Origin of the sequence: Arthrobacter sp. UCD-GKA (assembly GCF_001863355.1) — a bacterium.
GTDB lineage: Bacteria > Actinomycetota > Actinomycetes > Actinomycetales > Micrococcaceae > Paeniglutamicibacter.
Map to the genome: position 1 here is coordinate 241,412 of NZ_MOLR01000002.1, position 22,017 is coordinate 263,428.

General features: G+C 66.3%; 21 protein-coding genes. 12 read left to right on the top strand and 9 right to left on the bottom strand.

Going from position 1 to position 22,017, the window contains the following annotated elements; genetic code table 11:
• Positions 1–116 precede the first annotated feature (116 nt).
• The 4 genes from lpdA (at position 117) to BLJ79_RS04445 (ending at position 4,464) form a co-directional block, all read left to right on the top strand.
• Positions 117–1,496 carry a dihydrolipoyl dehydrogenase gene (gene lpdA, locus BLJ79_RS04430; RefSeq protein ID WP_071213479.1) on the top strand — a complete coding sequence of 460 codons (1,380 nt, stop codon included), beginning with the start codon at positions 117–119 and terminating at the stop codon, positions 1,494–1,496.
• Between the two features lie 147 nt (positions 1,497–1,643).
• On the top strand, positions 1,644–3,377 hold the full coding sequence (gene sucB / locus BLJ79_RS04435; protein ID WP_071213480.1) for a 2-oxoglutarate dehydrogenase, E2 component, dihydrolipoamide succinyltransferase: 1,734 nt from the start codon (positions 1,644–1,646) through the stop codon (positions 3,375–3,377).
• Positions 3,378–3,496: 119 nt separating this feature from the next.
• Positions 3,497–3,847 carry a hypothetical protein gene (locus tag BLJ79_RS04440; protein ID WP_071213481.1) on the top strand — a complete coding sequence of 117 codons (351 nt, stop codon included), beginning with the start codon at positions 3,497–3,499 and terminating at the stop codon, positions 3,845–3,847.
• Between the two features lie 179 nt (positions 3,848–4,026).
• Entirely contained in the window at positions 4,027–4,464 is a 438-nt protein-coding gene (locus BLJ79_RS04445; RefSeq protein ID WP_071213602.1) for an OsmC family peroxiredoxin, read from the top strand.
• A gap of 47 nt (positions 4,465–4,511) precedes the next feature.
• On the opposite strand, the gene BLJ79_RS04450 is transcribed toward BLJ79_RS04445, so the two are convergent.
• On the bottom strand, positions 4,512–6,128 hold the full coding sequence (locus BLJ79_RS04450) for a serine/threonine protein kinase (protein WP_071213482.1): 1,617 nt from the start codon (positions 6,126–6,128) through the stop codon (positions 4,512–4,514).
• Positions 6,129–6,233: 105 nt separating this feature from the next.
• Between BLJ79_RS04450 and lipB the strand changes: the two genes are divergently transcribed.
• From lipB to BLJ79_RS04465, 3 genes are read left to right on the top strand one after another with little or no spacing between them, the layout of a single operon-like run.
• Positions 6,234–6,914 carry a lipoyl(octanoyl) transferase LipB gene (lipB, locus tag BLJ79_RS04455; protein WP_071213483.1) on the top strand — a complete coding sequence of 227 codons (681 nt, stop codon included), beginning with the start codon at positions 6,234–6,236 and terminating at the stop codon, positions 6,912–6,914.
• On the top strand, positions 6,911–7,912 hold the full coding sequence (gene lipA / locus BLJ79_RS04460) for a lipoyl synthase (protein ID WP_071213484.1): 1,002 nt from the start codon (positions 6,911–6,913) through the stop codon (positions 7,910–7,912). Before lipB ends, lipA begins: the two co-directional genes overlap by 4 nt.
• Positions 7,913–7,943: 31 nt before the next feature.
• A complete protein-coding gene (locus tag BLJ79_RS04465) occupies positions 7,944–8,699 on the top strand; it encodes a DUF4191 domain-containing protein (protein ID WP_071213485.1) in 756 nt (251 codons plus the stop codon).
• 137 nt (positions 8,700–8,836) lie between these two features.
• Here BLJ79_RS04465 and BLJ79_RS04470 read toward each other — a convergent pair whose 3' ends face one another.
• Positions 8,837–9,271, bottom strand: a complete 435-nt coding sequence (locus BLJ79_RS04470) for an RDD family protein (RefSeq protein WP_071213486.1) — start codon at positions 9,269–9,271, stop codon at positions 8,837–8,839.
• Positions 9,272–9,551: 280 nt separating this feature from the next.
• On the opposite strand from BLJ79_RS04470, the gene glnA (BLJ79_RS04475) reads away from it, so the two are divergent.
• A complete protein-coding gene (glnA, locus tag BLJ79_RS04475; RefSeq protein ID WP_071213487.1) occupies positions 9,552–10,976 on the top strand; it encodes a type I glutamate--ammonia ligase in 1,425 nt (474 codons plus the stop codon).
• 118 nt (positions 10,977–11,094) lie between these two features.
• On the opposite strand, the gene BLJ79_RS04480 is transcribed toward glnA (BLJ79_RS04475), so the two are convergent.
• The 4 genes from BLJ79_RS04480 to glnA (BLJ79_RS04495) form a co-directional block, all read right to left on the bottom strand.
• Entirely contained in the window at positions 11,095–11,298 is a 204-nt protein-coding gene (locus tag BLJ79_RS04480; protein ID WP_071213488.1) for a transcriptional regulator, read from the bottom strand.
• 91 nt (positions 11,299–11,389) lie between these two features.
• Positions 11,390–11,719 carry a cupin domain-containing protein gene (locus tag BLJ79_RS04485; protein WP_071213489.1) on the bottom strand — a complete coding sequence of 110 codons (330 nt, stop codon included), beginning with the start codon at positions 11,717–11,719 and terminating at the stop codon, positions 11,390–11,392.
• 64 nt (positions 11,720–11,783) lie between these two features.
• On the bottom strand, positions 11,784–14,813 hold the full coding sequence (locus tag BLJ79_RS04490; RefSeq protein WP_083410997.1) for a bifunctional [glutamine synthetase] adenylyltransferase/[glutamine synthetase]-adenylyl-L-tyrosine phosphorylase: 3,030 nt from the start codon (positions 14,811–14,813) through the stop codon (positions 11,784–11,786).
• Between the two features lie 21 nt (positions 14,814–14,834).
• Positions 14,835–16,175 (bottom strand): type I glutamate--ammonia ligase, encoded by a 1,341-nt coding sequence (glnA, locus tag BLJ79_RS04495; RefSeq protein ID WP_071213490.1) that lies wholly within the window; start codon positions 16,173–16,175, stop codon positions 14,835–14,837.
• 124 nt (positions 16,176–16,299) lie between these two features.
• On the opposite strand from glnA (BLJ79_RS04495), the gene panB reads away from it, so the two are divergent.
• Positions 16,300–17,154, top strand: coding sequence for a 3-methyl-2-oxobutanoate hydroxymethyltransferase (gene panB, locus BLJ79_RS04500; protein ID WP_071213491.1), 855 nt, complete (start codon positions 16,300–16,302; stop codon positions 17,152–17,154).
• 22 nt (positions 17,155–17,176) lie between these two features.
• Here panB and BLJ79_RS04505 read toward each other — a convergent pair whose 3' ends face one another.
• Positions 17,177–17,371, bottom strand: coding sequence for a hypothetical protein (locus tag BLJ79_RS04505; protein ID WP_071213492.1), 195 nt, complete (start codon positions 17,369–17,371; stop codon positions 17,177–17,179).
• 135 nt (positions 17,372–17,506) lie between these two features.
• Here BLJ79_RS04505 and map point away from each other — a divergent pair, with 135 nt between their 5' ends.
• A complete protein-coding gene (gene map, locus BLJ79_RS04510; protein WP_071213493.1) occupies positions 17,507–18,382 on the top strand; it encodes a type I methionyl aminopeptidase in 876 nt (291 codons plus the stop codon).
• Between the two features lie 54 nt (positions 18,383–18,436).
• On the top strand, positions 18,437–19,219 hold the full coding sequence (ppgK, locus tag BLJ79_RS04515) for a polyphosphate--glucose phosphotransferase (RefSeq protein ID WP_071213494.1): 783 nt from the start codon (positions 18,437–18,439) through the stop codon (positions 19,217–19,219).
• 122 nt (positions 19,220–19,341) lie between these two features.
• Here ppgK and nrdR read toward each other — a convergent pair whose 3' ends face one another.
• Positions 19,342–19,830 (bottom strand): transcriptional regulator NrdR, encoded by a 489-nt coding sequence (gene nrdR / locus BLJ79_RS04520; RefSeq protein WP_071213495.1) that lies wholly within the window; start codon positions 19,828–19,830, stop codon positions 19,342–19,344.
• A 150-nt stretch (positions 19,831–19,980) separates the two neighbouring features.
• A complete protein-coding gene (gene hisD, locus BLJ79_RS04525; protein WP_071213496.1) occupies positions 19,981–21,342 on the bottom strand; it encodes a histidinol dehydrogenase in 1,362 nt (453 codons plus the stop codon).
• A gap of 165 nt (positions 21,343–21,507) precedes the next feature.
• Here hisD and BLJ79_RS04530 point away from each other — a divergent pair, with 165 nt between their 5' ends.
• Positions 21,508–22,011 carry an SRPBCC domain-containing protein gene (locus tag BLJ79_RS04530; protein ID WP_175475387.1) on the top strand — a complete coding sequence of 168 codons (504 nt, stop codon included), beginning with the start codon at positions 21,508–21,510 and terminating at the stop codon, positions 22,009–22,011.
• Positions 22,012–22,017: the final 6 nt, after the last annotated feature.

Consider the following 22,017-nt stretch of genomic DNA (forward strand, 5'->3'; position numbering starts at 1 on the left):
AGATCACTAGCATCACCGTATTTGTGCGAGCCCTGACCCGGGTTTGCAGGTACACCCCCAACAGACCCCTGGCCGTCCACGACGTCGGCCACAACTCATAACGAGGGAGCGTTCACGTGGCCGAATCGGCAGCAACGCAAGAATTCGACATCCTCATTCTCGGTGGCGGTTCCGCCGGCTACTCGGCAGCATTGCGCGCCGTCCAGCTGGGTTTCACCGTCGGCTTGATTGAAAAGGCCAAGCTCGGTGGCACCTGCCTGCACACCGGCTGCATCCCCACCAAGGCGTACCTGCACTCCGCAGAATTGGCCGAGAACGCTCGCGAAGGTGCGAAGTACGGCATCAACACCACCCTCGATTCCATCGACCTGGGTGCAGTGCGCAGCTACAAGGACGGCATTGTCGCCGGCAAGCACAAGGGCCTGACGGGTCTGCTGAAGATGAAGAAGGTCACCGTTATCGAAGGTAACGGCCGCCTGGTCTCCCAGGACACCATCGACGTCGACGGCGTGGCGTACAAGGGCAAGAACATCATCCTCGCCACCGGCTCCGAGTCCAAGACCTTTGGCCTGGAAATCGGCGGACGCATCCTCACCAGCACCGAGGCGCTGAACATGGACACCCTCCCGAAGAGCGCCATCGTGCTCGGCGGCGGCGTCATCGGCGTCGAGTTCGCTTCTGTGTGGAAGTCCTTCGGCGTCGAGGTGACCATCGTAGAGGGCCTGCCCTCGCTGGTCCCGAACGAGGATCCGGCGATCATCAAGAACCTGGAGCGTGCCTTCAAGAAGCGCGGCATCAAGTTCAACACCGGGGTCTTCTTCGAAAAGGTCGAGCAGGACGCCAACGGCGTCAAGGTCTCCCTGGCCGACGGCAAGGTCCTCGAAGCCGAGATCGTGCTCGTGGCCGTGGGCCGCGGCCCGGTCACCGCGAACCTGGGCTACGAAGAGGTCGGCATCCCGATGGACCGCGGCTTCGTGCTCGCCAACGAGCGCTGCCACACCGGCGTGGGCAACATCTACGCGATCGGCGACATCGTCCCGGGCGTCCAGCTTGCGCACCGCGGCTACCAGCACGGCATCTTCGTCGCCGAGGAAATCGGCGGCCTGAACCCGGTGGTTGTCGAGGACATCAACATCCCGAAGGTCACCTTCTGCGAACCGGAGATCGCTTCGGTTGGCTACTCTGAACCGGCCGCCAAGGCCAAGTTCGGCGACGACCAGATCGAGACCACTGAGTACAACCTGGCCGGCAACGGCAAGTCCTCCATCCTGGGCACCTCCGGCCTGATCAAGATGGTTCGCGTCAAGAACGGCCCGATCGTGGGCGTTCACGGCATCGGCGGGCGCATCGGCGAGCAGATCGGCGAAGCACAGCTGATCGTGAACTGGGAAGCCTACCCGGAGGATGTTGCACAGCTCATCCACGCACACCCGACGCAGAACGAATCGCTTGGCGAGGCCGCAATGGCCTTGGCCGGCAAGCCGTTGCACGGTTAGTCACAAATGCTTAACCGGGCACGCGCACCGCGAGGTGCGCGTGCCCGGTGCACTAAGCTCGGAGGCACTGACCTCCAAACGGGATATGCGGGAAACCGCGGATCTCTCGCACACAAATTTTTTTAGTTTTAGGAGAACGGGAACAAGATGTCTGAAACCGTGAACTTGCCCGCTTTGGGTGAAAGCGTCACCGAAGGCACCGTTACGCGTTGGCTCAAGCAGGTCGGCGACCGCGTCGAGGTCGACGAGCCGCTGCTGGAGGTTTCGACCGACAAGGTTGACACCGAAATCCCTTCGCCGGTTGCCGGCGTCATCGAGGAAATCCTCGTCGCCGAAGACGAGACCGCCGAAGTTGGAGCCGCACTGGTTCGCATCGGTGATGGCTCGGGCTCCGGCTCGGCACCTGCCGAAGCCGCTCCGGCCGCAGAGGCACCCGCCGCACCCGCCGAGGCACCGGCACCCGCCGCAGAAGCCGCTCCGGCTGCTCCGGCCGCCGCTGCAGCACCGGCATCCGGCACCGAGATCACCCTCCCGGCACTGGGCGAATCCGTGACCGAAGGCACCGTCACCCGCTGGCTCAAGGCCGTGGGCGAGGAAGTTGCCGTTGACGAGCCGCTGCTCGAGGTCTCTACCGACAAGGTCGACACCGAGGTCCCGTCCCCGGTCGCCGGCGTCCTGCTGGAAATCCGCGTTCCGGAAGACGAGACCGCCGAGGTCGGCGCCGTCCTGGCCGTCATCGGTGCCGCCGGCGCCGCTGCACCCGCAGCCCCTGCCGAGGCAGCACCGGCCCCGGCCGCCGAGCCCGCACCGGCTCCGGTTGCCCCCGCCGCCGCTCCCGCGCCTGCTCCTGCAGCACCGGTTGCCGCCCCGGCAGCACCCGCAGCTCCCGCCGCCCCGGCCCAGGAAGCTGCACCGGCCGCAGCACCCGCAGCTCCGGCTGCAGGCAACGACGGCTACGTCACCCCGCTGGTTCGCCGCCTGGCCAACCAGAACAACGTCGACCTGTCCACCGTGACCGGCACCGGCGTTGGCGGTCGCATCCGCAAGCAGGACGTCGTCGATGCCGCTGCCGCGGCAAAGACCGCGCCTGCCGCAGCAGCTTCGGCTCCGGCAGCAGCACCGGCAGCCAAGGAAGCGGCACCCGTCGTGGCATCCTCGCTGCGCGGCACTGTCGCCAAGGCCCCTCGCATCCGCCAGGTCATTGCCCGCCGCATGCGCGAGTCGCTGGAAATCTCCACCCAGCTGACCCAGGTCCACGAGGTCGACATGACCCGCGTCGCCAAGCTGCGCAACGCCGCCAAGAACGAGTTCGCGGCCGTCAACGGCTCCAAGCTCACCTTCCTGCCGTTCATTGCCAAGGCCGTGGCTGAGGCTCTGAAGCAGCACCCGAAGCTGAACGCCGAGTACGACGAGACCAAGCAGGAGATCACCTACCACAACGCCGAGCACCTGGCGATTGCGGTCGACACCGACAAGGGCCTTTTGGTTCCGGTCATCTCCAACGCCGGCGACCTGAACCTTGCCGGCCTGGCCGGCAAGATCGCCGACGTGGCAAAGCGCACCCGCGACAACAAGATCGGTCCGGACGAACTGTCCGGAGGAACGTTCTCGATCACGAACATCGGTTCGGTCGGCGCGCTCTTCGACACCCCGATCATCAACCAGCCGCAGGTCGCCATCCTGGGCACTGGCTCCATCGTGAAGCGTGCGGTCGTCGTGACCGACGCCGACGGTGACGACACCATCGCCATCCGCCACATGATGTACCTGTCGCTGACGTACGACCACCGCCTGGTCGACGGTGCCGATGCAGGCCGCTTCCTGCAGACGCTGAAGGCACGCCTTGAAGAAGGTGCCTTCCAGGCAGACCTGGGTCTCTAGGACTTGGTTGGAGGGGGCGTCCACTGCTTCTTGGCGGTGGGCGCCCCCTTTGCTATGTCCTGCGCCACCTTCGGCCGGGCAAATTCTTGATGGTGTGCAGTTTCCATTAGGCTTGCGGCATGACCTTTTTGACTGCAATCCTGGTATTCCTGCACGTTTTAGGTGCAGCGGCAATCTTTGGCGGCTGGCTCGCCAACTTCAAGACCCCGACGGTCAACATCTGGCAGTGGTACGGCTCCATCGCCCAGCTGGTGACCGGGCTGCTTCTCGTCGGCATGCTCGAGATGCGCGATCTCGAAGTGAACAACATCAAGATCGGCGTCAAGCTCCTGCTGGCCATCGGCGTCTTCGTCGCAGCCCTGCTGGGCCGCAAGAAGATCAAGAACGGACTTGAGGTTCCCACCGGGCTGGCCCACGGAACCGGCGGCACCGCCCTGATCGCCATCGCCGTGGCCACCCTCTGGGTCTAGTCCACCCGGAACGCACCCGCCGGAGACTTGCCGGCGCACAGGCGGCCTGCCACCAGCAATGCTGGTGGCAGGCCGCTTCGTCGTTCCCCGGGGTCTCTTTGGTTCCCCAGCCGGTGCCCCTAGGATGGGCCTTGAGGGCGCTCGCCTTCGTCTCGTTGCAGATCAGAGGAGTCATCACCATGGCATTCACAAGAAGCGCAAGCACCGTTTGGAGCGGAGACCTGGCTTCCGGAAGCGGGGAAACCACCTTCGAGACCTCGGGCATCGGCACATTCCCGGTCACCTGGCGCGCCCGCACCGAGGCGTCCGAGGGCAAGACCAGCCCGGAGGAATTGATTGCCGCGGCCCATGCCTCATGCTTCTCGATGGCGCTGAGCAATATCCTCAAGGGTGCCGGACACGTCGCCGAGAGGCTGGAAACCACCGCGGAGGTGGACTTTGACACCAGCGACGGCGCCAAGATCAGCGAAATCCGGTTGTCGCTCAACGCCACCGTCCCGGGCTTGACCGAGGAAGAATTCCAGACGCATGCGCAGGCAGCCAAGGTCGGTTGCCCGGTGTCCGCCGCCTTGGCAGCCGTTCCGTCCATCACCCTCGATGCCCGCCTGAGCCAATAATCGCGTTGCCGGTGTGCCGAGAGGAGGCACACCGGCACCCCGCTGGGTCAGCCGGCGGCGGTCACCTCCCAGATCCGCCACGATCCCTCCGTGAACCGCAAGACCATGCGTACACGCTGGCTGTCCTCTTTCATGGCGCTCACCACGGTCTTGCCCTTGTCATCGACGTAGCGGTAGCCGCCTTGCACGCTGAAGGCTTCGAGAACCGCTTGTCCCGGCGTGCTCCCCGGCAGCACCTCGACATCGCTCAGCCGAGTTTCCAGGGCTTCCAGGTGCAGGCCGAGCCCACGCATCCGGGCCACGACCCTTCCATCCACATCCAGCGCCGGCGAGCCGGCAACATGGACGTCTTCGAGTAGCTCCATGTTCCGGCTCATCAATCCCTTGTCGCGACGCACAGCCAGCTCGGCCGCCACCAGCATCAGTTCCCGGGACGATTCGGCCTTTCCTTGGCGGGCAGGGTCGCCTGCGGGGGAAGACGTTGCTACCGGTTCCGCGGCCGCCGGGTCGCCGCTGGCCCTGAGCAGGCCCGCTCCCCCGGCCGCCACGGCAACCAAAAGCACTCCGGCGGCAACGGCCACCGCGACCCTGCGGTTCCCGCGCTTCAGGCCGTGGACCCGATGCGCCTGGGTCCACTGCCGTTCCCCCTCGCCCGGATCCGCTCCGGGCGCCGCGGCCGCCGCATCAAGTCCGAACGCCGCCCGAAGCCGGCGCGGGACCGGCCTTTGCTGCGCCTTGATCTGCGCCTTGCGCTCCCTGAGCAGTTCCCTGTCGGCGGCCGTGGGGTTCCCCCTGTTCCGGCGCCCGCCCAGAAGACCGGCCGGTGTGGGCTCCTGCCGGGTGGTGAGCATGTGCTTGAGTGCCCCTGGCTCGACCGCCTCGCTCAGCTCCACGGGAAGCGGCTCCCCGGCAACGAAGATCCGTTGCCCAAACTGTTCCGCACTGGGTCGCTTCACCGCTTCTTGGTCAAGACACTGCTCGAGCAACTTCGCGAACTCGTCATTGACCTCCGGAACCATGGAACCCAACGGGACCCTGTTGGCAGTCGCATTGGGTGGCCGCCCGGTCAGAAGGTACCAGGTGCAGGCGGCCAAGGCGTACACATCGCGAGCAGGTTCGAGCTGGCCGGATTCGGGGCCGTTGAAGGTTTCCGGGGCACAGAAGCCCTGGGTTCCAAGATCCCCCGGCAACTGGCCCACCATGCGGTGCGTCCCGAAGTCCCCCAGCTTTGGCTTGCCCTCGGCCGTGAACAGGATGTTGCGCGGCGACAGGTCCCCGTGGGTCAGGCCCCGCGCATGCAGGTACGCCAGCGCCCCGGCTATCGGGGCGACCACGGTGATGGTCTCCCCCACGCTCAGCGGGCCACGCACCGCCACGACCTGCGCCGCGGAACCGGCCGGGCAATACTCCATCAGGATCCCGGGGCCCTGGGATGTCTGGAGGATCCCGAGCGCTTCAACGAGGAATTCGTGGTCCAGGTCCAGCGCTTCGGTTGCGGCGGCATCCTCGGGAGCATCCTGGCCGAGGATCTTCACGGCCAGTTCGTCATGTGTCGACTCGTCTTCAACGACCCAGACACTGCCGCCCGAGCCCGCGTCCAGGTGGCGGATCGTGCGGTACCCCTCGATCCGCGGGAAAGCCAACGGCTCTTCATTGAATTCCATGATTCATTTCTACGCCGGAGAGAAATTCCGTGCTTAAGTTATCCACAAGAAACAAACGGTTAGCCAATTCGAGGGCCTCCCGATAGACGGCGTACTGTTATCGCCATGACCATCAAATTCGAGCGAATTGGCCATGCCCCCGAGCTGGTCGATTACCGCATCGCGTGGGACATGCAGCGCCGCGTTCACCATGACGTGACCGAAGGCGTGGCTGGCCCCGTTGTATTTCTCCTGGAACATGCCGCCGTATACACGGCCGGACGCCGTACCGAGCCGGAAGACCTCCCGGTCGACGGAACCCCCGTGATCGATGTCGATCGCGGCGGCAAGCTCACCTGGCACGGCCCGGGGCAGCTGGTCGGCTACCCGATCGTGCGCTTGCGCGACATGAAGGGCATCCGCGAGTACGTCACGACCCTCGAAGAAGCCCTGATCAATGTTGCGTTGGATTACGGCATCGACGCCGTGCGCATCAAGGGTCGCAGCGGCGTTTGGGTTGCCGGAACCAACGGTGGCCAGGACCGCAAGCTCGCCGCGATCGGCATCCGCGTAGACCATGGCGTGACCATGCACGGATTCGCGTTGAACTGCTCCAACGACCTCGCACCCTATTCACAAATCATCCCCTGCGGGATCACCGACGCCGGTGTCACAAGCATCAGCGAAGAAACTGGAACCACCGTCACTCCAGCCGACGTCCTCGACCGGGTCGAGCAGGAACTCGAAACCTTGCTCAGCCCGATTGTGTCGTTGACCGCTACTACCCCCGAAGGAGCCCGATCATGAGTGCCGCCCCCGAAGGTCGCCGCCTGCTGCGCATCGAGCAGCGAAATTCCGAAACGCCCGTCGAGCGCAAGCCCGAGTGGATCAAGGCAAAGATCAACATCGGCCCCGAGTACGTGGGGTTGAAGAAGCTGGTCAAGTCCGAGGGCCTGAACACCGTATGCGAAGAGGCTGGCTGCCCGAACATCTTTGAATGCTGGGAAGACAAGGAAGCAACCTTCCTCATCGGCGGCTCCGAATGCACCCGCCGCTGCGACTTCTGCCAGATCGACACCGGCAAGCCGCAGGCCATCGACCGCGCCGAACCGTTCAAGGTTGCCATGAGCGTGAAGAAGATGGGCCTGCGCTACGCCACCGTCACCGGCGTAGCCCGCGACGACCTCGCGGACGAGGGCACTTGGCTCTACGCCGAGACCGTGCGCCGCATCCACCAGCTGAACCCGGGCACCGGCGTGGAGCTGCTGATCCCCGATTTCTCCGGCAAGCCCGAATACCTGGACGAGATCGCGGCATCCGCCCCCGAGGTGTATGCACACAACCTCGAGACGGTTCCCCGCCTGTTCAAGTCAATCCGCCCGGCATTCCGCTACGACCGCTCCCTGGATGTCATTACGCAGGGCCGCGCCAACGGCATGATTACCAAGTCGAACCTGATCCTGGGCATGGGCGAAACCCGCGAGGAGATCTCCGAGGCCATCAAGGACCTGGTCTCGGCGGGCTGCGACCTGCTGACCATCACCCAATACCTGCGCCCCACCGAGCGCCACCACCCCGTCGAGCGCTGGGTCAAGCCACAGGAATTCGTGGAGCTGCAGCAGGAAGCCGAAGAGCTTGGCATCCTCGGCGTCATGAGCGGCCCGTTGGTGCGTTCCTCGTACCGTGCGGGCCGGTTGTGGGCGGGGGCCATGCGCAAGAAGGGGCTCCCGATCCCGGAGGCGCTGGAACACATCGCCAGCTCCGGCGACACCCGCCAGGAGGCTTCCTCGCTGGTCGGCTCCTAGCCGGTGCCCGATCGCGTAGAATTGAATCACTATGGCCAAAAACACCGATAACGCCTCGTCCGAGGCTGCAAGTCCTAAGCGCGGACTGTTCTCGCGCAAGCCGAAGGCCGAAAAGGCCAACAAGGAACCGGGCCGGCTGAAACAGCTGGGCCAGGTCTTCCAGATGACCCGCAAGAACGACCCGATGGTCGTCTGGCTGATGCTTCTGGCTGCCCTGGGCATCCTTGTTGTGGGCCTGATCATCGGCCTGCTGATCAACAACTGGATCACGGCGGTGCTGATCGCGCTTCCGCTGGCCCTGTTGGCTGCGACCATGATCCTTTCGCGTCGAGCCGAGAAGGCCGCCTTCAAGCAGCTCGAGGGACGTCCCGGCGCTGCCGGCGCGGCCATGAGTGTGTTGCGCCGCGGCTGGATCCTGAAGGACGAGCCGGTGGCGGTGAACCCGCGCACCAAGGACCTGGTGTTCCTGGGTATTGGCCGCGCAGGCGTCGTGCTGGTCACCGAGGGCCCCAACGTCCGCGTTCGCACGCTGGTTGATGCAGAGCGCAAGCGCATGGGCCGGGTGCTTCCGAACGTCCCGATCCACGTGATCAACGCCGGAAACGAAGAGGGCCAGACCCCGCTTGCCGAAGTCGGCAAGAAGATGAAGAAGCTTCCGAAGTCGATCACCAAGCTGGAGATCGGCGCCGTGGACAAGCGCCTGAGCACCCTGGGCAGCGCCAAGCTGCCGATCCCGAAGGGCATCGACCCGAACCGGGCACGGCCCAACCGCAAGCAGATGCGCTAACACCAGGCAAAGCATTCCTTAAACAGCAAGGTGGGTGTTGGAACCAATTGGTTCCAACACCCACCTTGCTTGCTTAATCCGGCAGCTGCGTGCGGTGCACCGGGCCCGCGGCCCAGGCTCGGCGCCTATCCGAAGCGCTAGATGCGCACCAGGATCGTCTTGCCCAATCGGTCGTGGTAGCCACGCTGGTCGGAGTCGCTGAACAGAACCGGAACCACCAGGCAGATCAGCAAGGTCCGGACGATGCCGGTCAGCGGCTTCACCGCACTGCCATCCAGCCCCTGGACCTGCATGCCAAAGACGCGGTGTCCGATGGAGTGTCCGGTCACGCCTACAAACAGCATCTGGGTGGCCGCGAAGATGATCAGGTTGGCGGTCGGGTCGGACTTGAAGAAGAAGAACGAGATGAGCATCGCAATCCCCCAGTCCAACAACAACGCCGCGACACGCCGGCCGATGCGTGCGACCGATCCGGGTCCCTTTTCGGGGCGCCCCAACCGCTTGCCGGGCCATTCCTGGTTGCTTAGCTGCGGCGGGCCCTCGAGCCACGAGCCAAAATCTTTTCTTTCCACACCCCCAGCCTACCGGGGCAAACACCGGGCGTCGGCGCCCAAAGCCAGCCTTTCGCACCCGGCCAAGCACCCTCCGTCACACTTGGGGCAGGTGATGTGATTTAGCCAACACCCGATTGGCTGGATTCCGCGTCCGTGTAACGTAACGGAAACAATCGAGACACAGGAGAGTAATCGCTGGGGGCTAGTGTTGATAACACAGGAAGAAAACGTTGGTAAACGTTTCACGGCACGGCACGCTAGTCGTCACAGCAGAAACCCCACACAGGAGTCCCTGACCATGTTCAAGAGTCCCGAAGAAGTCATCGCATACATTGCCGAAGAAGACGTCAAGTTCGTTGACATCCGCTTCACCGACCTTCCCGGCATCCAGCAGCACTTCAACGTCCCGGCACGCACCGTCGACGCGGATTTCTTCATCGACGGACAGCTGTTCGATGCGTCCTCGATCCGCGGTTTCGCCGGCATCTCCGACTCCGACATGCAGCTGATCCCCGATGTCACTTCCGGCTACATCGATCCGTTCCGCCTGGAGAAGACCCTCGCGTTCAACTTCTCCATCGTGAACCCGCGCACCGGAGAGCCGTACCACCGCGATCCGCGCGGCGTGGCCGAGCGCGCCGAGTCCTACCTCTCCTCGACCGGCATCGCCGACACCGCTTTCTTTGCCCCCGAGGCAGAGTTCTTCATCTTCGACAACGTGCAGTACGAGTCCAAGCCGCAGGGCTCCTTCTACAAGGTCGACTCCGTCGAGGCCCCGTGGAACACCGGCAAGAAGGAAGAAGGCGGCAACCAGGGCTACAAGACCCCCTTCAAGGGCGGTTACTTCCCGGTTTCCCCGACCGACAAGCAGGCCGACCTGCGCGACGCCATCTGCCTTGAACTCGAAGCTGCCGGCCTTGAGGTCGAGCGCTCCCACCACGAGGTCGGCGCAGCTGGCCAGGCCGAGATCAACTACAAGTTCAACACGCTGACCCACTCGGCCGACGACATCCTGAAGTTCAAGTACATCGTTAAGAACGTGGCCGATGCCTGGGGCAAGTCCGCAACCTTCATGCCGAAGCCGATCTTCGGTGACAACGGCTCGGGCATGCACTGCCACCAGTCGCTGTGGGCCAACGGCGTTCCGCTGTTCTACGACGAGAAGGGCTACGCCGGCCTGTCCGACACCGCCCGCTGGTACATCGGCGGTCTGCTGAAGCACGCCTCCGCCGTCCTGGCCTTCACCAACCCGACCGTGAACTCCTACCGCCGCCTGGTCAAGGGCTACGAGGCCCCGGTCAACATGGTGTACTCGCAGGGCAACCGCTCCGCAGGCATTCGCATCCCGGTGACCGGCTCGAACCCGAAGGCCAAGCGCATCGAGTTCCGCGCACCGGATGCCGCGTGCAACCCGTACCTGGCCTTCGCCGCACAGCTGATGGCCGGCCTGGACGGCATCAAGAACCGCATCGAGCCCGCGGACCCGATCGACAAGGACCTCTACGAGCTGCCCGCCGAGGAAGCCAAGGACATCCAGAAGGCCCCGGCCTCGCTGGACGAGGCCCTTGAGGCCCTGGAGAACGACTTCGACTTCCTGCTCGAGGGCGATGTGTTCACCGAGGACCTGATCCGCACCTGGATCGAATACAAGCGCGAATACGAAATCAAGCCGCTGGCACTGCGCCCGAACCCGTACGAGTTCGAGCTGTACTACGGCTGCTAGGTAGGGTGTCGGGACTCCCCGGCACCGACTAGAAAAGTCCGCGTGGACGCCGTTGCTTCAGAGTGAAGCTCCGGCCCCGCGCGGACTTTTCTGCTTTCTGCGATGGGCAGGCAATCGGCTAGGACTTCTTCCCGTAACGCTGGTGCACGGCCTGGCGGCTCACGCCCAATGCAAGCGCGATGGCCTCCCAGGAGAAGCCCTCGGCACGCGCGCGGCGCACCAGCACGGATTCCTGGCGCCTGGCGTCCTGTTGAAGGTCGGACACCGCGCGCAAGGCGCCAATCGTTCCGTCCTCGCCCTGCTCAAGCTTTGTCTTGGTCATCGAACACCTGCCTTCCAACGTCAATCTATCTTGACACTGTCGGCTCGTCAAGGTTTATTGACACAGGGCTTGGGCATGCGACGGTCCGAGGTCAACCCGCCAACGACGTGAGCAGGAAGGCACAGTCCTCGTTTGCCACGACGTTGTGCACGGCATCGGGCAGCACGAACAGCCCCCCGTGCTCGATCGTCTTGGACTCGCCTTCCCAATTGACCACGATGGACCCGCGCAACACCTGCAGGGTCGCCGCTTCGGGCTTTTCATGGTCGTTCAGCGTGGACCCGGCCAGCAGAGTGATCAGGGTGTGGCGCAGGCGCCCATCCTTGAGCACCGCGATGGCGCTGCGGCCATTGTTGGAAGCCGTTGCCTTGTCCCATTCCTTCGTGACAAGTTGATCAAGTTCGGCGCTGGTAACGTGCATGGTACTTTCCCTGCCCTTTCAATGACAACCACAAACACCTGGTCTAGCCCACCTTACGTTCGCTTCACGCGCTTCGGTCCTCGAACCCGTAGAAGTAGCGCTCGAAGACCTGCCGTGCCCGCCGGGTGGCCTTGAGGTAATCATCCTCCATCACCGAGGCCTCCCCCGGTGCGTAGCCGCACCAGCGGGCCACCGCTTCCATGTCACGCCAGGAATTGGGCAGGACGTCGCTGACCCGCCCGGTGCAAATCAACCCGGCGCTCCTGATCCTGGTTGCCAGGGACCATGCATGGTCCAGCAGCGCCACGTCCTCGGCCGGGATGATCCCGGCCTCGGCGATGGCTGCCAGTGCAGGGCGCGTGGAGGTGGTGCGCAGTGCCGGATGGTCCTTGGCGTGGCTCAGCTGCATCAGCTGCACCAGCCATTCGACGTCGCTGAGGGAGCCGCGGCCCAGCTTCAGGTGCCGCTCGGGCTCCGCGCCGCGGGGCAGGCGTTCGGCCTCAACGCGGGCCTTGATCCGGCGGATCTCGCGGATTTGTTCCTCGCCCATGACCTGTTCGTAGCGCAGCGGATCGATCATGGCCATAAAATCGGCTGCCAATTCCTCGGACCCCGCCATGGGCGTGGCCCGCAGCAGCGCCTGTTGTTCCCAGATCTGGGACCAGCGCCGGTAGTACTCCTCATAAGAAGCCAGGGAGCGCACCAGCGGGCCGCTCTTGCCCTCAGGGCGCAGCGCCGCATCGATTTCCAGCCGGGGTTCGGCTTGGATGGCCGGCACCATGGGCCTGCCCAGCAACGAGCCGAGGGCCGTGGCGATGCGCATCGCCTGTTCCTGGGCGCCCTGCTGGGCGGCCTCGTCGAAGGCGCGCTGCACGAACATCACGTCCGCGTCCGAGCAGTAGCCGATCTCATGCCCGCCTTGCCGGCCCATGGCCATCACCAGGAACTCGCCCAGCTGCGGGGTCGCGGCATATTCGGTGCGCTGGGCCACCTCCAGGGCCCCGCGCACGGCGGCCCTGTCGTTGTCCGCCAGGGCCCGTCCCACGGTGTCCTGGTCGATGACCGCGGCGCCGTCCGCCAGGGCGATGCGCAGGATCTCGCGGCGCCTGATGACCCGGATCAGCCGGATCGCCTGGTCGGGGCCGAGGTTCCGCTTGAGCTTCGAGGAGATCTCGCCCCATAGCGCCTCGTACCCCAGGGGCTGCAGCGACTTGCTGGACCCCAGCCACGCCGCCGATTCCGGGGAAACCTCCAGCAGGTCGGTGATGAAGCGGGAGTTCGACAGCATCTTGCACAACCGCTCGGCCGCCGCGTTGGAGTCCCGCAGCATGCCCAGGTACCAGTGCGACTCGCCCAGGGACTCGCTCAGCCGCCGGAAGCCCAGCAGCCCGGCATCCGGGTCAACGCCCTCGGCGATCCAGCCCAGCAGCACCGGCAGCAGCTGCCGTTGCAGCGCGGCGCGCCGCCGCACTCCCCCGGTGAGCGCCTCGATGTGGCGCATGGCGGCCTTCGGGTCCACATAGCCCAGGGCACGCAGGCGCGATTGCGCGGCCTCCGGCGAGAGCCGCACCTCGTCCGCGGAGAGGTTGGCGGCGTTGGACAGCAGCGGGCGGTAGAAGATCCGCTCGTGCAGAAGCCGCACCAGCTTCTTGGTCTCGCCCCAGCGTTCCAGCAGCGCCGCGGCGGTGGACAGCTCGACGCCCAGGGTGGAGCGCAGCGCCCGGGCCAGCACGCGCTGGCCCGATTCCTTGTGCGGCATCAGGTGGGTCCGGCGCAGGTTCACCAGCTGGATGCGGTGCTCGAGCACGCGCAGGAAGCGGTAGGAGCTGTCGAATTTCTTGGCGTCGTCGCGCCCGATGTACCCGGCCAGGGAAAGCGCGGCGATGGCCCCGGTGGTGGAGCGCACGCGCAACGTCTCGTCGACCCGGCCGTGGACCAGTTGGAGCAGCTGGACGGTGAATTCGACATCCCGCAGCCCGCCGGGGCCCAGCTTGATCTGGTGCGCCAGCTCGGCCGGCTTGATGTTTGCGGTGACCCTCCGGCGCATCCGCTGCACGGACTCAACGAATCCGTCGCGTTCCGAGGCACCCCACACCAGCGGTGCGATCATGGCCTCGTAGGCGGCGCCCAGCTCGGCATCCCCGGCGATCGCCCGGGCCTTGAGCAGCGCCTGGAACTCCCAGGAGGCGGCCCAGCGCCCATAATAGGCGGCATGGGATTCCAGCGTCCGGCTCAAGGCACCGTCCTTGCCCTCCGGGCGCAGGTTGGCATCGACTTCCCAGAGCCCCGGTTCGGTTCCCGAAGCGTCGATGGCCCGGGAGATCCCGGAGGCCAGTTCCGTGGCCACGGTGTGGGCCAGCTCCTCGTCGAGGCGCTCGGACGAGTGGACGTAGATGACATCGACGTCCGAGACGTAGTTCAGTTCGTGGGCACCGCACTTGCCCATGCCGATCACCGCCAGCCGCACGTCGGCGACGTCCTCGACGGAAAAGCGTGCGGAGGCCTCGGCCCGGCTGATGGCCAGGGCCCCTTCGAGGGCGGCGGCAGCAAGGTCGGCCAGTTCCCGGCCGACCTCCGGCATCGCCTCGAGCGCATCGGCGGCGCCCAGGTCCCGGTGGACCAGCGACAGCAGCGCCTTGCGGTAGGCCACGCGCAGCACGCGGTAGCCCTCTTCGCCGGAGACGCCCGCCACCGGAGGGATCCCGGAGGCCGGATCAGCGCCCACCGCGCGCAGCAACTGGGCACGCAGTTCCATCGCGTCGCGGCCCGCCATGCGGTCGGGGGCCGGGGTCCGGAAGACCTCCAGGCACCCGGGTTCGCGGATCATGAAGTTCGCCATGGCCCCGGAGGCGCCCAGCAGGCGCAGCAACCCCGGGGCGGTGCGTGGGTCGGCGGCCAGTTCCAACGCCGCGGGGGCATGCGGAACCAGGCGGATCAGCGACAGCAGCGCCTGGTCCGGGTCCGCGGCGTATGCCAAGTGGCGCACCAGCGCTGCATGGTCGATGCCGGCCAGTTCCCTGTCGCCCAGGAAACGCTTGGCCCGCTCCAGGTCGTCGAACCCGGCGGAAATCAGCTGCCGCGTGGAGATCTGCAAGGAATTCGCTCCCCCGCCGGCCTAGAGGATCCCGAGGTAGCGGCGCAGCTCGAACGGGCTGACGTTCTGCCGGTAGGCCTCCCACTCGTCGCGCTTGTTGCGCAAGAACGAGGTGAAGACCTGCTCGCCCAGGATCTCGGCGACCAGCTCGGATTCCTCCATGGCGCGGATCGCGTCGTGCAGGGAGCCGGGCAGCGGGTCGTGCCCGGAGGCGCGGCGTTCGGCGCTGCTCAGGCCCCAGACGTCTTCCTCGGCCTGCGGCTCGAGCTCGTAGCCTTCCTGGATGCCCTTCAGCCCGGCGCCCAGCAGGCAGGCGTAGGCCAGGTAGGGGTTGGTGGCCGAGTCGATGCCGCGGTACTCCACGCGGGCGCTCTGGCCCTTGCCGGGCTTGTACAGCGGGACGCGGACCAGCGCCGAACGGTTGTTGTGACCCCAGGACCGGTGGCTCGGGGCCTCCCCGCCGCCCCAGAGGCGCTTGTAGGAGTTCACGAACTGGTTGGTCACGGCCGTGAATTCCGGGGCATGGTGCAGGATCCCGGCAATGAACTGGCGGGCCGTGTCCGAGAGCTGGAATTCCCGCCCGGCCTCGAAGAACGCGTTGGTGTCGCCCTCGAAGAGGGAGAAGTGGGTGTGCATGCCGGACCCGGGTTCGTCCGAGAAGGGCTTGGGCATGAAGGTGGCGTAGATGCCCTGCTGGATCGCGACCTCCTTGATCACGGTGCGGAAGGTCATCACGTTGTCGGCGGTCTGCAGCGCATCGGCGTAGCGCAGGTCGATCTCGTTCTGGCCCGGACCGCTTTCGTGGTGGCTGAACTCCACGGAGATCCCCACGGCCTCGAGCATCGTCACCGCGGTGCGGCGGAAGTCCTGGGCCACGCCCCCGGTGACGTGGTCGAAGTAACCGCCCCGGTCAACCGGGACCGGGTAGCCGTCGGGGCCCAGCTCGGAGGAGCGTAACAAATAGAATTCGATTTCCGGGTGCGTGTAGCAGGTGAAGCCCATCTCGGAGGCAACTGCCAGCTGGCGCTTGAGCACATGGCGCGGGTCTGCGGCGGCCGGCAGCCCGTCGGGGGTCAGGATGTCACAGAACATCCGCGAGGTCGGCTCGACCTCGCCGCGCCACGGCAGGATCTGGAAGGTGGAGGGGTCCGGCTGCAGCAGCATGTCCGATTCGTAGATGCGCGACAATCCCTCGATGGAGGAGCCGTCGAAGCCCAGGCCCTCCTCGAAGGCGCCCTCGACCTCGGCTGGGGCCAGTGCCACGGATTTCATGGAACCAACCACGTCCGTGAACCAAAGCCGCACAAAACGCACGTCTCGTTCTTCAATGGTTCTTAGGACGAATTCCTGCTGGCGATCCACGGCGGGTTCCTTCCACAAGGGGTTCTCTGGCGGCGGTTCCCGCCCCCACTAATTCACTTTATACGTTTTTGCGTTCATGACACGGAACGACTGCTTCACCTGGATGTGCATTAGTCTCTTGCCCATGAGTGCTCATCCTTCCACACCAGCAAATCCAGCCTCCCCCGGACCTGCATCCACCGCCCGCATCCGGCTGCACCACCTGCAGTCGGCCAAGGTCCAGGGTGCGAAGTTCGCGATGCTCACCGCCTACGACACCATGATGGCTTCCATCTTCGATTCCGCCGGCATCGAGGTGCTGCTGGTGGGCGACTCGGCGGCAAACACCGTGATGGGATACTCCTCCACGTTGCCGATCACCCTTGACGACATGGTTGTCTTCGCCAAGTCGGTGGTTTCCGGGGCCAAGCGCGCCCTGGTGGTGTGCGACCTTCCGTTCGGTTCCTACGAGGTGTCGCCCGAACAGGCCGTGGCCTCGGCGGTGAAGCTGATGAAGGAGGGCGGGGTCCAGGCGGTCAAGCTCGAGGGCGGGGCGTATTTCGTCCCGCACGTGCGGGCGCTGGTCGCCGCCGGCGTGCCGGTGATGGCGCACATCGGCTTCACCCCGCAGTCCGAACATGCCCTGGGCGGCTACCGGGTGCAGGGCCGCGGCGATGCGGCCGACGCGATGGTTGCCGACGCCCAGGCGCTGGAGGCCGCCGGCGCGTTTGCCGTGCTGATGGAAATGGTTCCCACCGAAACCGCAGCCCGGGTCGATGCGTCCCTGCACGTTCCCACCGTGGGCATCGGTGCCGGCGGCGCCACGACCGGGCAGGTGCTGGTGTGGCAGGACATGCTCGGGCTCGGCGCGGGCAAGGGCGCCCGCTTCGTGAAGAAGTACGCGGACCTGCGCTCGGTGGTGGCAGGTGCCGCCGCCGCATACCACGACGAGGTCCTCGGCGGCGTCTTCCCGGGACCGGAACACGAGTTCGGGCAGTAGCGGGGCCCGCCCGCTCCCTTCCCTACTCTTCGTCTTCCTCGTCGGCCTCGTCCCACTGTTCGTTGCGTTCGCGCACCTTGCTCATGGCAAGTTCGGCCTCGGCCCGCGACTTGTAGGGGCCCAGGAGCTTAGACCAATCCCCCTGCGGACCGGACTCCACCTGGCCTGTGGTGATGTTGAACCAGAATTCGCCCTCGCCGGGCAATGCTCCACTCATCGGGACTGACCCACCTTTCGTTCCTGCATCGTGACTCGGTATGCCACCACCCTACCGCCGGGAGGCCGCGCAGCGCCGTGCGAAACGTAAATGCGCCGTGGCTTGGGGTCCCGTCACACCGCTAGAATGGAAACCATGCCTTTAGCTTCAACCGCGCCCATTGGTTCCCTGGTTCCAGGGACCCCCACTCCGCAACGCACCGTCCCCGCCTCGATCCCCCGCCCCGAATACGTCGGGCGCCCCGCACCGCGAAAGTCCGATGCCCCGGAAGTCCGCTCCCCGGAGATCATCGCCAAGATGCGCGTGGCCTCCAAGATCGCGGCCCAGGCACTGGCCGAGGTCGGCCGTGCCATCGTCCCGGGTGTCACCACCGACGAGCTGGACAGGATCGGGCACGAGTTCCTGCTGGACCACAAGGCCTACCCCTCGACCCTGGGGTACCGCGGCTTCACCAAGTCATTGTGCGCCTCGATCAACGAGGTCATCTGCCACGGCATCCCGGACACCACCGTGGTGCAGGACGGGGACATCGTGAACATCGACATCACCGCGTTCATCGGCGGGGTCCACGGCGACACCAATGCCACGTTCCTGGCCGGGGACGTGGACGAGGAATCCCGGCTGCTGGTCGAGCGCACCGAGGAATCCCTGCGCCGGGCCATCAAGTCGGTCATGCCGGGCCGGGAGATCAACGTCATCGGCCGCACCATCTCCGCCTACGCAAAACGCTTCGGCTATGGCGTGGTGCGGGACTTCACCGGCCACGGCGTGGCAGAATCCTTCCATACCGGCTTGATCATCCCGCACTACGATGCCGCACCGGCCTACAGCCAGCTCATCGAAGAGGGCATGACGTTCACCATCGAACCCATGCTCACCCTCGGCACCATCGAGTGGGACATGTGGGACGACGGCTGGACCGCCACCACCAAGGACCGCAAGCGGACCGCACAATTTGAACACACCTTGCTCGTCAACGAGGACGGCGCCGAAATCCTGACCCTGCCCTAGCGCAGGTCACCACCCGCCCCGTCAAGAACCCGTTCGAGAAGGAAACCCCACCGCATGACACACAGCGCCTCCACCCCGACTCCCCTGGCCATCGGCATCGACATCGGTGGCACCGGCATCAAGGGCGGCATCGTCGACCTCTCGATCGGGAAGCTGGTCGGCGAACGCGTCCGCATCGACACCCCGCAGCCCGCCACCCCGGCCGCGGTGGCCGAGGTCGTTGCCAAGATCGTGGCCGAGCTCGATGCCCGCGGGGATGCCCCCGGCGCCGGGACCCCGGTGGGCGTCACCTTCCCGGCGATCATCCACCGCGGCGTGGCGCGCTCGGCGGCCAACGTGGACCAGTCGTGGATCGGCACGGACGTCGATGCGCTGTTCACCGAGCAGCTGGGGCGCCCGGTCCATGTCATGAACGACGCCGACGCCGCCGGACTGGCCGAGGTGCACTTCGGTGCGGGCGCCGGTGTCGACGGGACGGTGCTGGTCATCACCCTGGGCACGGGCATCGGCTCGGCCCTGATCCACAACGGCGTTCTGGTTCCCAACGTGGAACTCGGGCACCTGGAGATCGACGCGGTCATCGCCGAGGCCCGCGCCTCGGCGTCGGCCCGCGAGCGCGAGGGCTTGTCCTGGGACGAGTACGCGGTGCGCCTGCAGCGTTTCTTCTCCCACGTGGAGTTCCTCTTCTCCCCCACCCTGTTCATCATCGGCGGCGGGATCTCCAAGCGCGCCGACGACTACCTGCCGCAGCTTTCGATCGCCACCCCGATCACCACGGCGAAGTCCAAGAACAATGCCGGGATCGTCGGTGCGGCATTGCAGTCGGCGCTGTCCTAGACCTTACGGGCGCAAAAACAACGGCGGGCCCCCTGCCATCCCCATTCACGTTTCGGTGAAGGGAATGGCCAGGCGGCCCGCCGTTTGCGGTTGATGCCACGGGCCCCTGCGGGCCTTCCGTCCTAGCGGGCGCCGAGCGGGCGCTGGTGCCCCACCGGCCGGGTCTCGCGTTCGGCCCGCAGCTTGGCGATGGCCAGCTCGAAGTCCTCGAGCGACTTGAAGTCCTGGTAGACGCTGGCAAAGCGCAGGTAGGCCACCTCGTCGAGGCGCTGCAGCGGGGCAAGGATTGCCAGCCCGACCTCGCGGGCGTTGATTTCCGCCGCTCCGCTGGAGCGCACCGCTTCCTCGACCTCCTGGGCCAGCATGGCCAGGTCGTCGTCCGTGACGGGCCGGCCCTGGCAGGCCTTGCGCACGCCGTTGATGACCTTCGCGCGGCTGAACGGCTCGGCCACCCCGGAACGCTTGAGCACGTTCAGGCTGGTGGTCTCGGCGGTGCTGAACCGGCGTCCGCAGGCGGCGCACTGCCGGCGGCGGCGGATCGCGGTGCCGTCGTCGGTCAGCCGGCTGTCCACGACGCGCGAATCGGTGTGCCTGCAATAGGGACAGTACATGGCACCCCTTTCTCGGGTCTTTTTGCCGGGCACATACGTGCCCGGGATCAGTTTAGGGCCATATATAGCCTAATCACAACAATGTGATTACCACATGTTGTGGTCGTACTCACAATCAGGCACCATTGCGGCCGGGTTGCCCCGGGCGCCTCACGGGAAGCGGATGGCCACCGCGTCCCCGTGGGCCGGCAGGTCCTCGGCGTTGGCCAGCGCGATCACGTGCGGTGCCACCGTGGCCAGGGCGGCACGGTCGTAGTCGATGACCTGGATGGCCTTCAGGAAGGTGTTCACGTTCAACCCCGAGGCGAAGGCCGCGGTGCCGCTGGTCGGCAGGACGTGGTTGGAGCCGGCGCAGTAGTCCCCCAGGCTCACCGGGGCGTTGGGCCCGACGAACACGGCACCCGCCGCGGTGATCCTCGCGGCGTCGGCTGCCGCGTCGGCCGTGTGGATTTCCAGGTGCTCGGCGGCGTACACGTTGCACACGGCGATCCCGGCGGCGACGTCGTCGACCAGGATGATCGCCGACTGGTTCCCGCCCAGCGCGATGCGCACCCGCTCGGAGTGCTTCGTGGTGGCGCACTGGTTTTCCAGCGCCTCGCGCACCGCCTCGGCAAGCGCCGGGGAATCGGTGACCAGCACCGCGGCGGCGTTGGGGTCGTGCTCGGCCTGCGAGACCATGTCGGCGGCGATGAAGGCGGGGTTCGCCGTGGCGTCGGCAAGGATGGCGATCTCGGTGGGCCCGGCCTCGGCGTCGATGCCGACCACGCCCTTGACCAGGCGCTTGGCGGTGGCCACGAAGAGGTTCCCGGGACCGGTGACCACGTCCACGGGCTCGATGGCCAGCGCCGGGTCCATTTCAGCGCCGGCCGGGACGCCGTAGGCGAAGGCGGCAATGGCCTGGGCCCCGCCGATGGCGTGGACCTCGCCGACGCCCAGCAACTGGGCGGCGGCCAGGATCACGGGGTGGGGCAGCCCGCCGAACTCCTTCTGCGGGGGCGAGGCGATGGCCAGGGAGCCGACGCCAGCGGCCAGGGCCGGCACCGCGTTCATGATCACCGAGCTGGGGTACACGGCCAGCCCGCCCGGGACGTACAGGCCCACCCGGCGCACCGGGACCCAGCGCTGGGTGACGGCGGCACCGGCGCCGTATTCGACGCGGGTCTCGCCGGGCACCTGGGCCGCGGCAAAGACGCGGGCCCGGGCGATGGATTCCTCCAGGCCCGCCCGCACCTCGGGGTCAAGCTCCGCCAGCGCCCGTTCCATGGCGTCTGCCGGGACCCGGGTGTGGTCCTGCTGCACGCCGTCGAACTGCTCGGCCAGCTCGGACAGCGCGGAGAATCCGTCGGTGCGCACGCGGCGGATGATCGATTCGACCGCTTCTGCCGCGGTGGCGAAGTTCAGTTCCGGGCGCGGCAGCACCGCCTTGAGGCTGGCATGGTCCAGGGCGGCACCTCGCAGGTCGAGGTCCTGGAGCGCGGAAAAGGTCTGGGGGCGTACGTTGGAAGTCACCATGCCAGTTTATCGCGAGCCGGGCCCGGGTGCGGCAGCCGAGGCCGCAGAGGACTCCGGCGTCGTAATCCCGGTGCCACCGGGCCCATGTTCCTGTCCGCCGCCGTGCCCGGTGGCCTAGGCTTCTTCCAGGACCAAACCATCGATGGGCAAAGGAAACAATTCACCATGCGCGAGGCAAACGGATCGACACAATTGCACGAGGGCAAGTCCCGGATCGTCATCACCCGCTCCGTGGAGGTAACTCCGCAGCGGCTTTGGGAAACCTTCACTGACGCCACCGCCCTGGCCGGGTGGATCGGGGTGCTGCGCACCGACGAGGCCACCGGCAAGCGCACCTTCTCCATGCTCGAGGGCGTGCAGGAATCGGATCCCGAGGAATTGGACATCACCCGGTGCCGGGCGCCGCACGAACTCGAGTACACCACGACCAGCAAGTTCGGCGGCTGGGGCATGGGCCTGGTCATCCGGCCGGCCGCCGGCGGGTGCGAGCTGGAATTCCACCAGGTGCTCGGTGATGCGGACGACCCGCGGAACATGGGGCCGGGCTGGGAATACTACATGCAACGGGCTATCGCCCACACCCTGGGGGAAGACCCGGACGAGGTGGCGTGGGACGAATTCTATCCCGCGCTGGCCGACGCCTACGCCCCGGCGCCCGGGCAGCAGTAGCCGCGC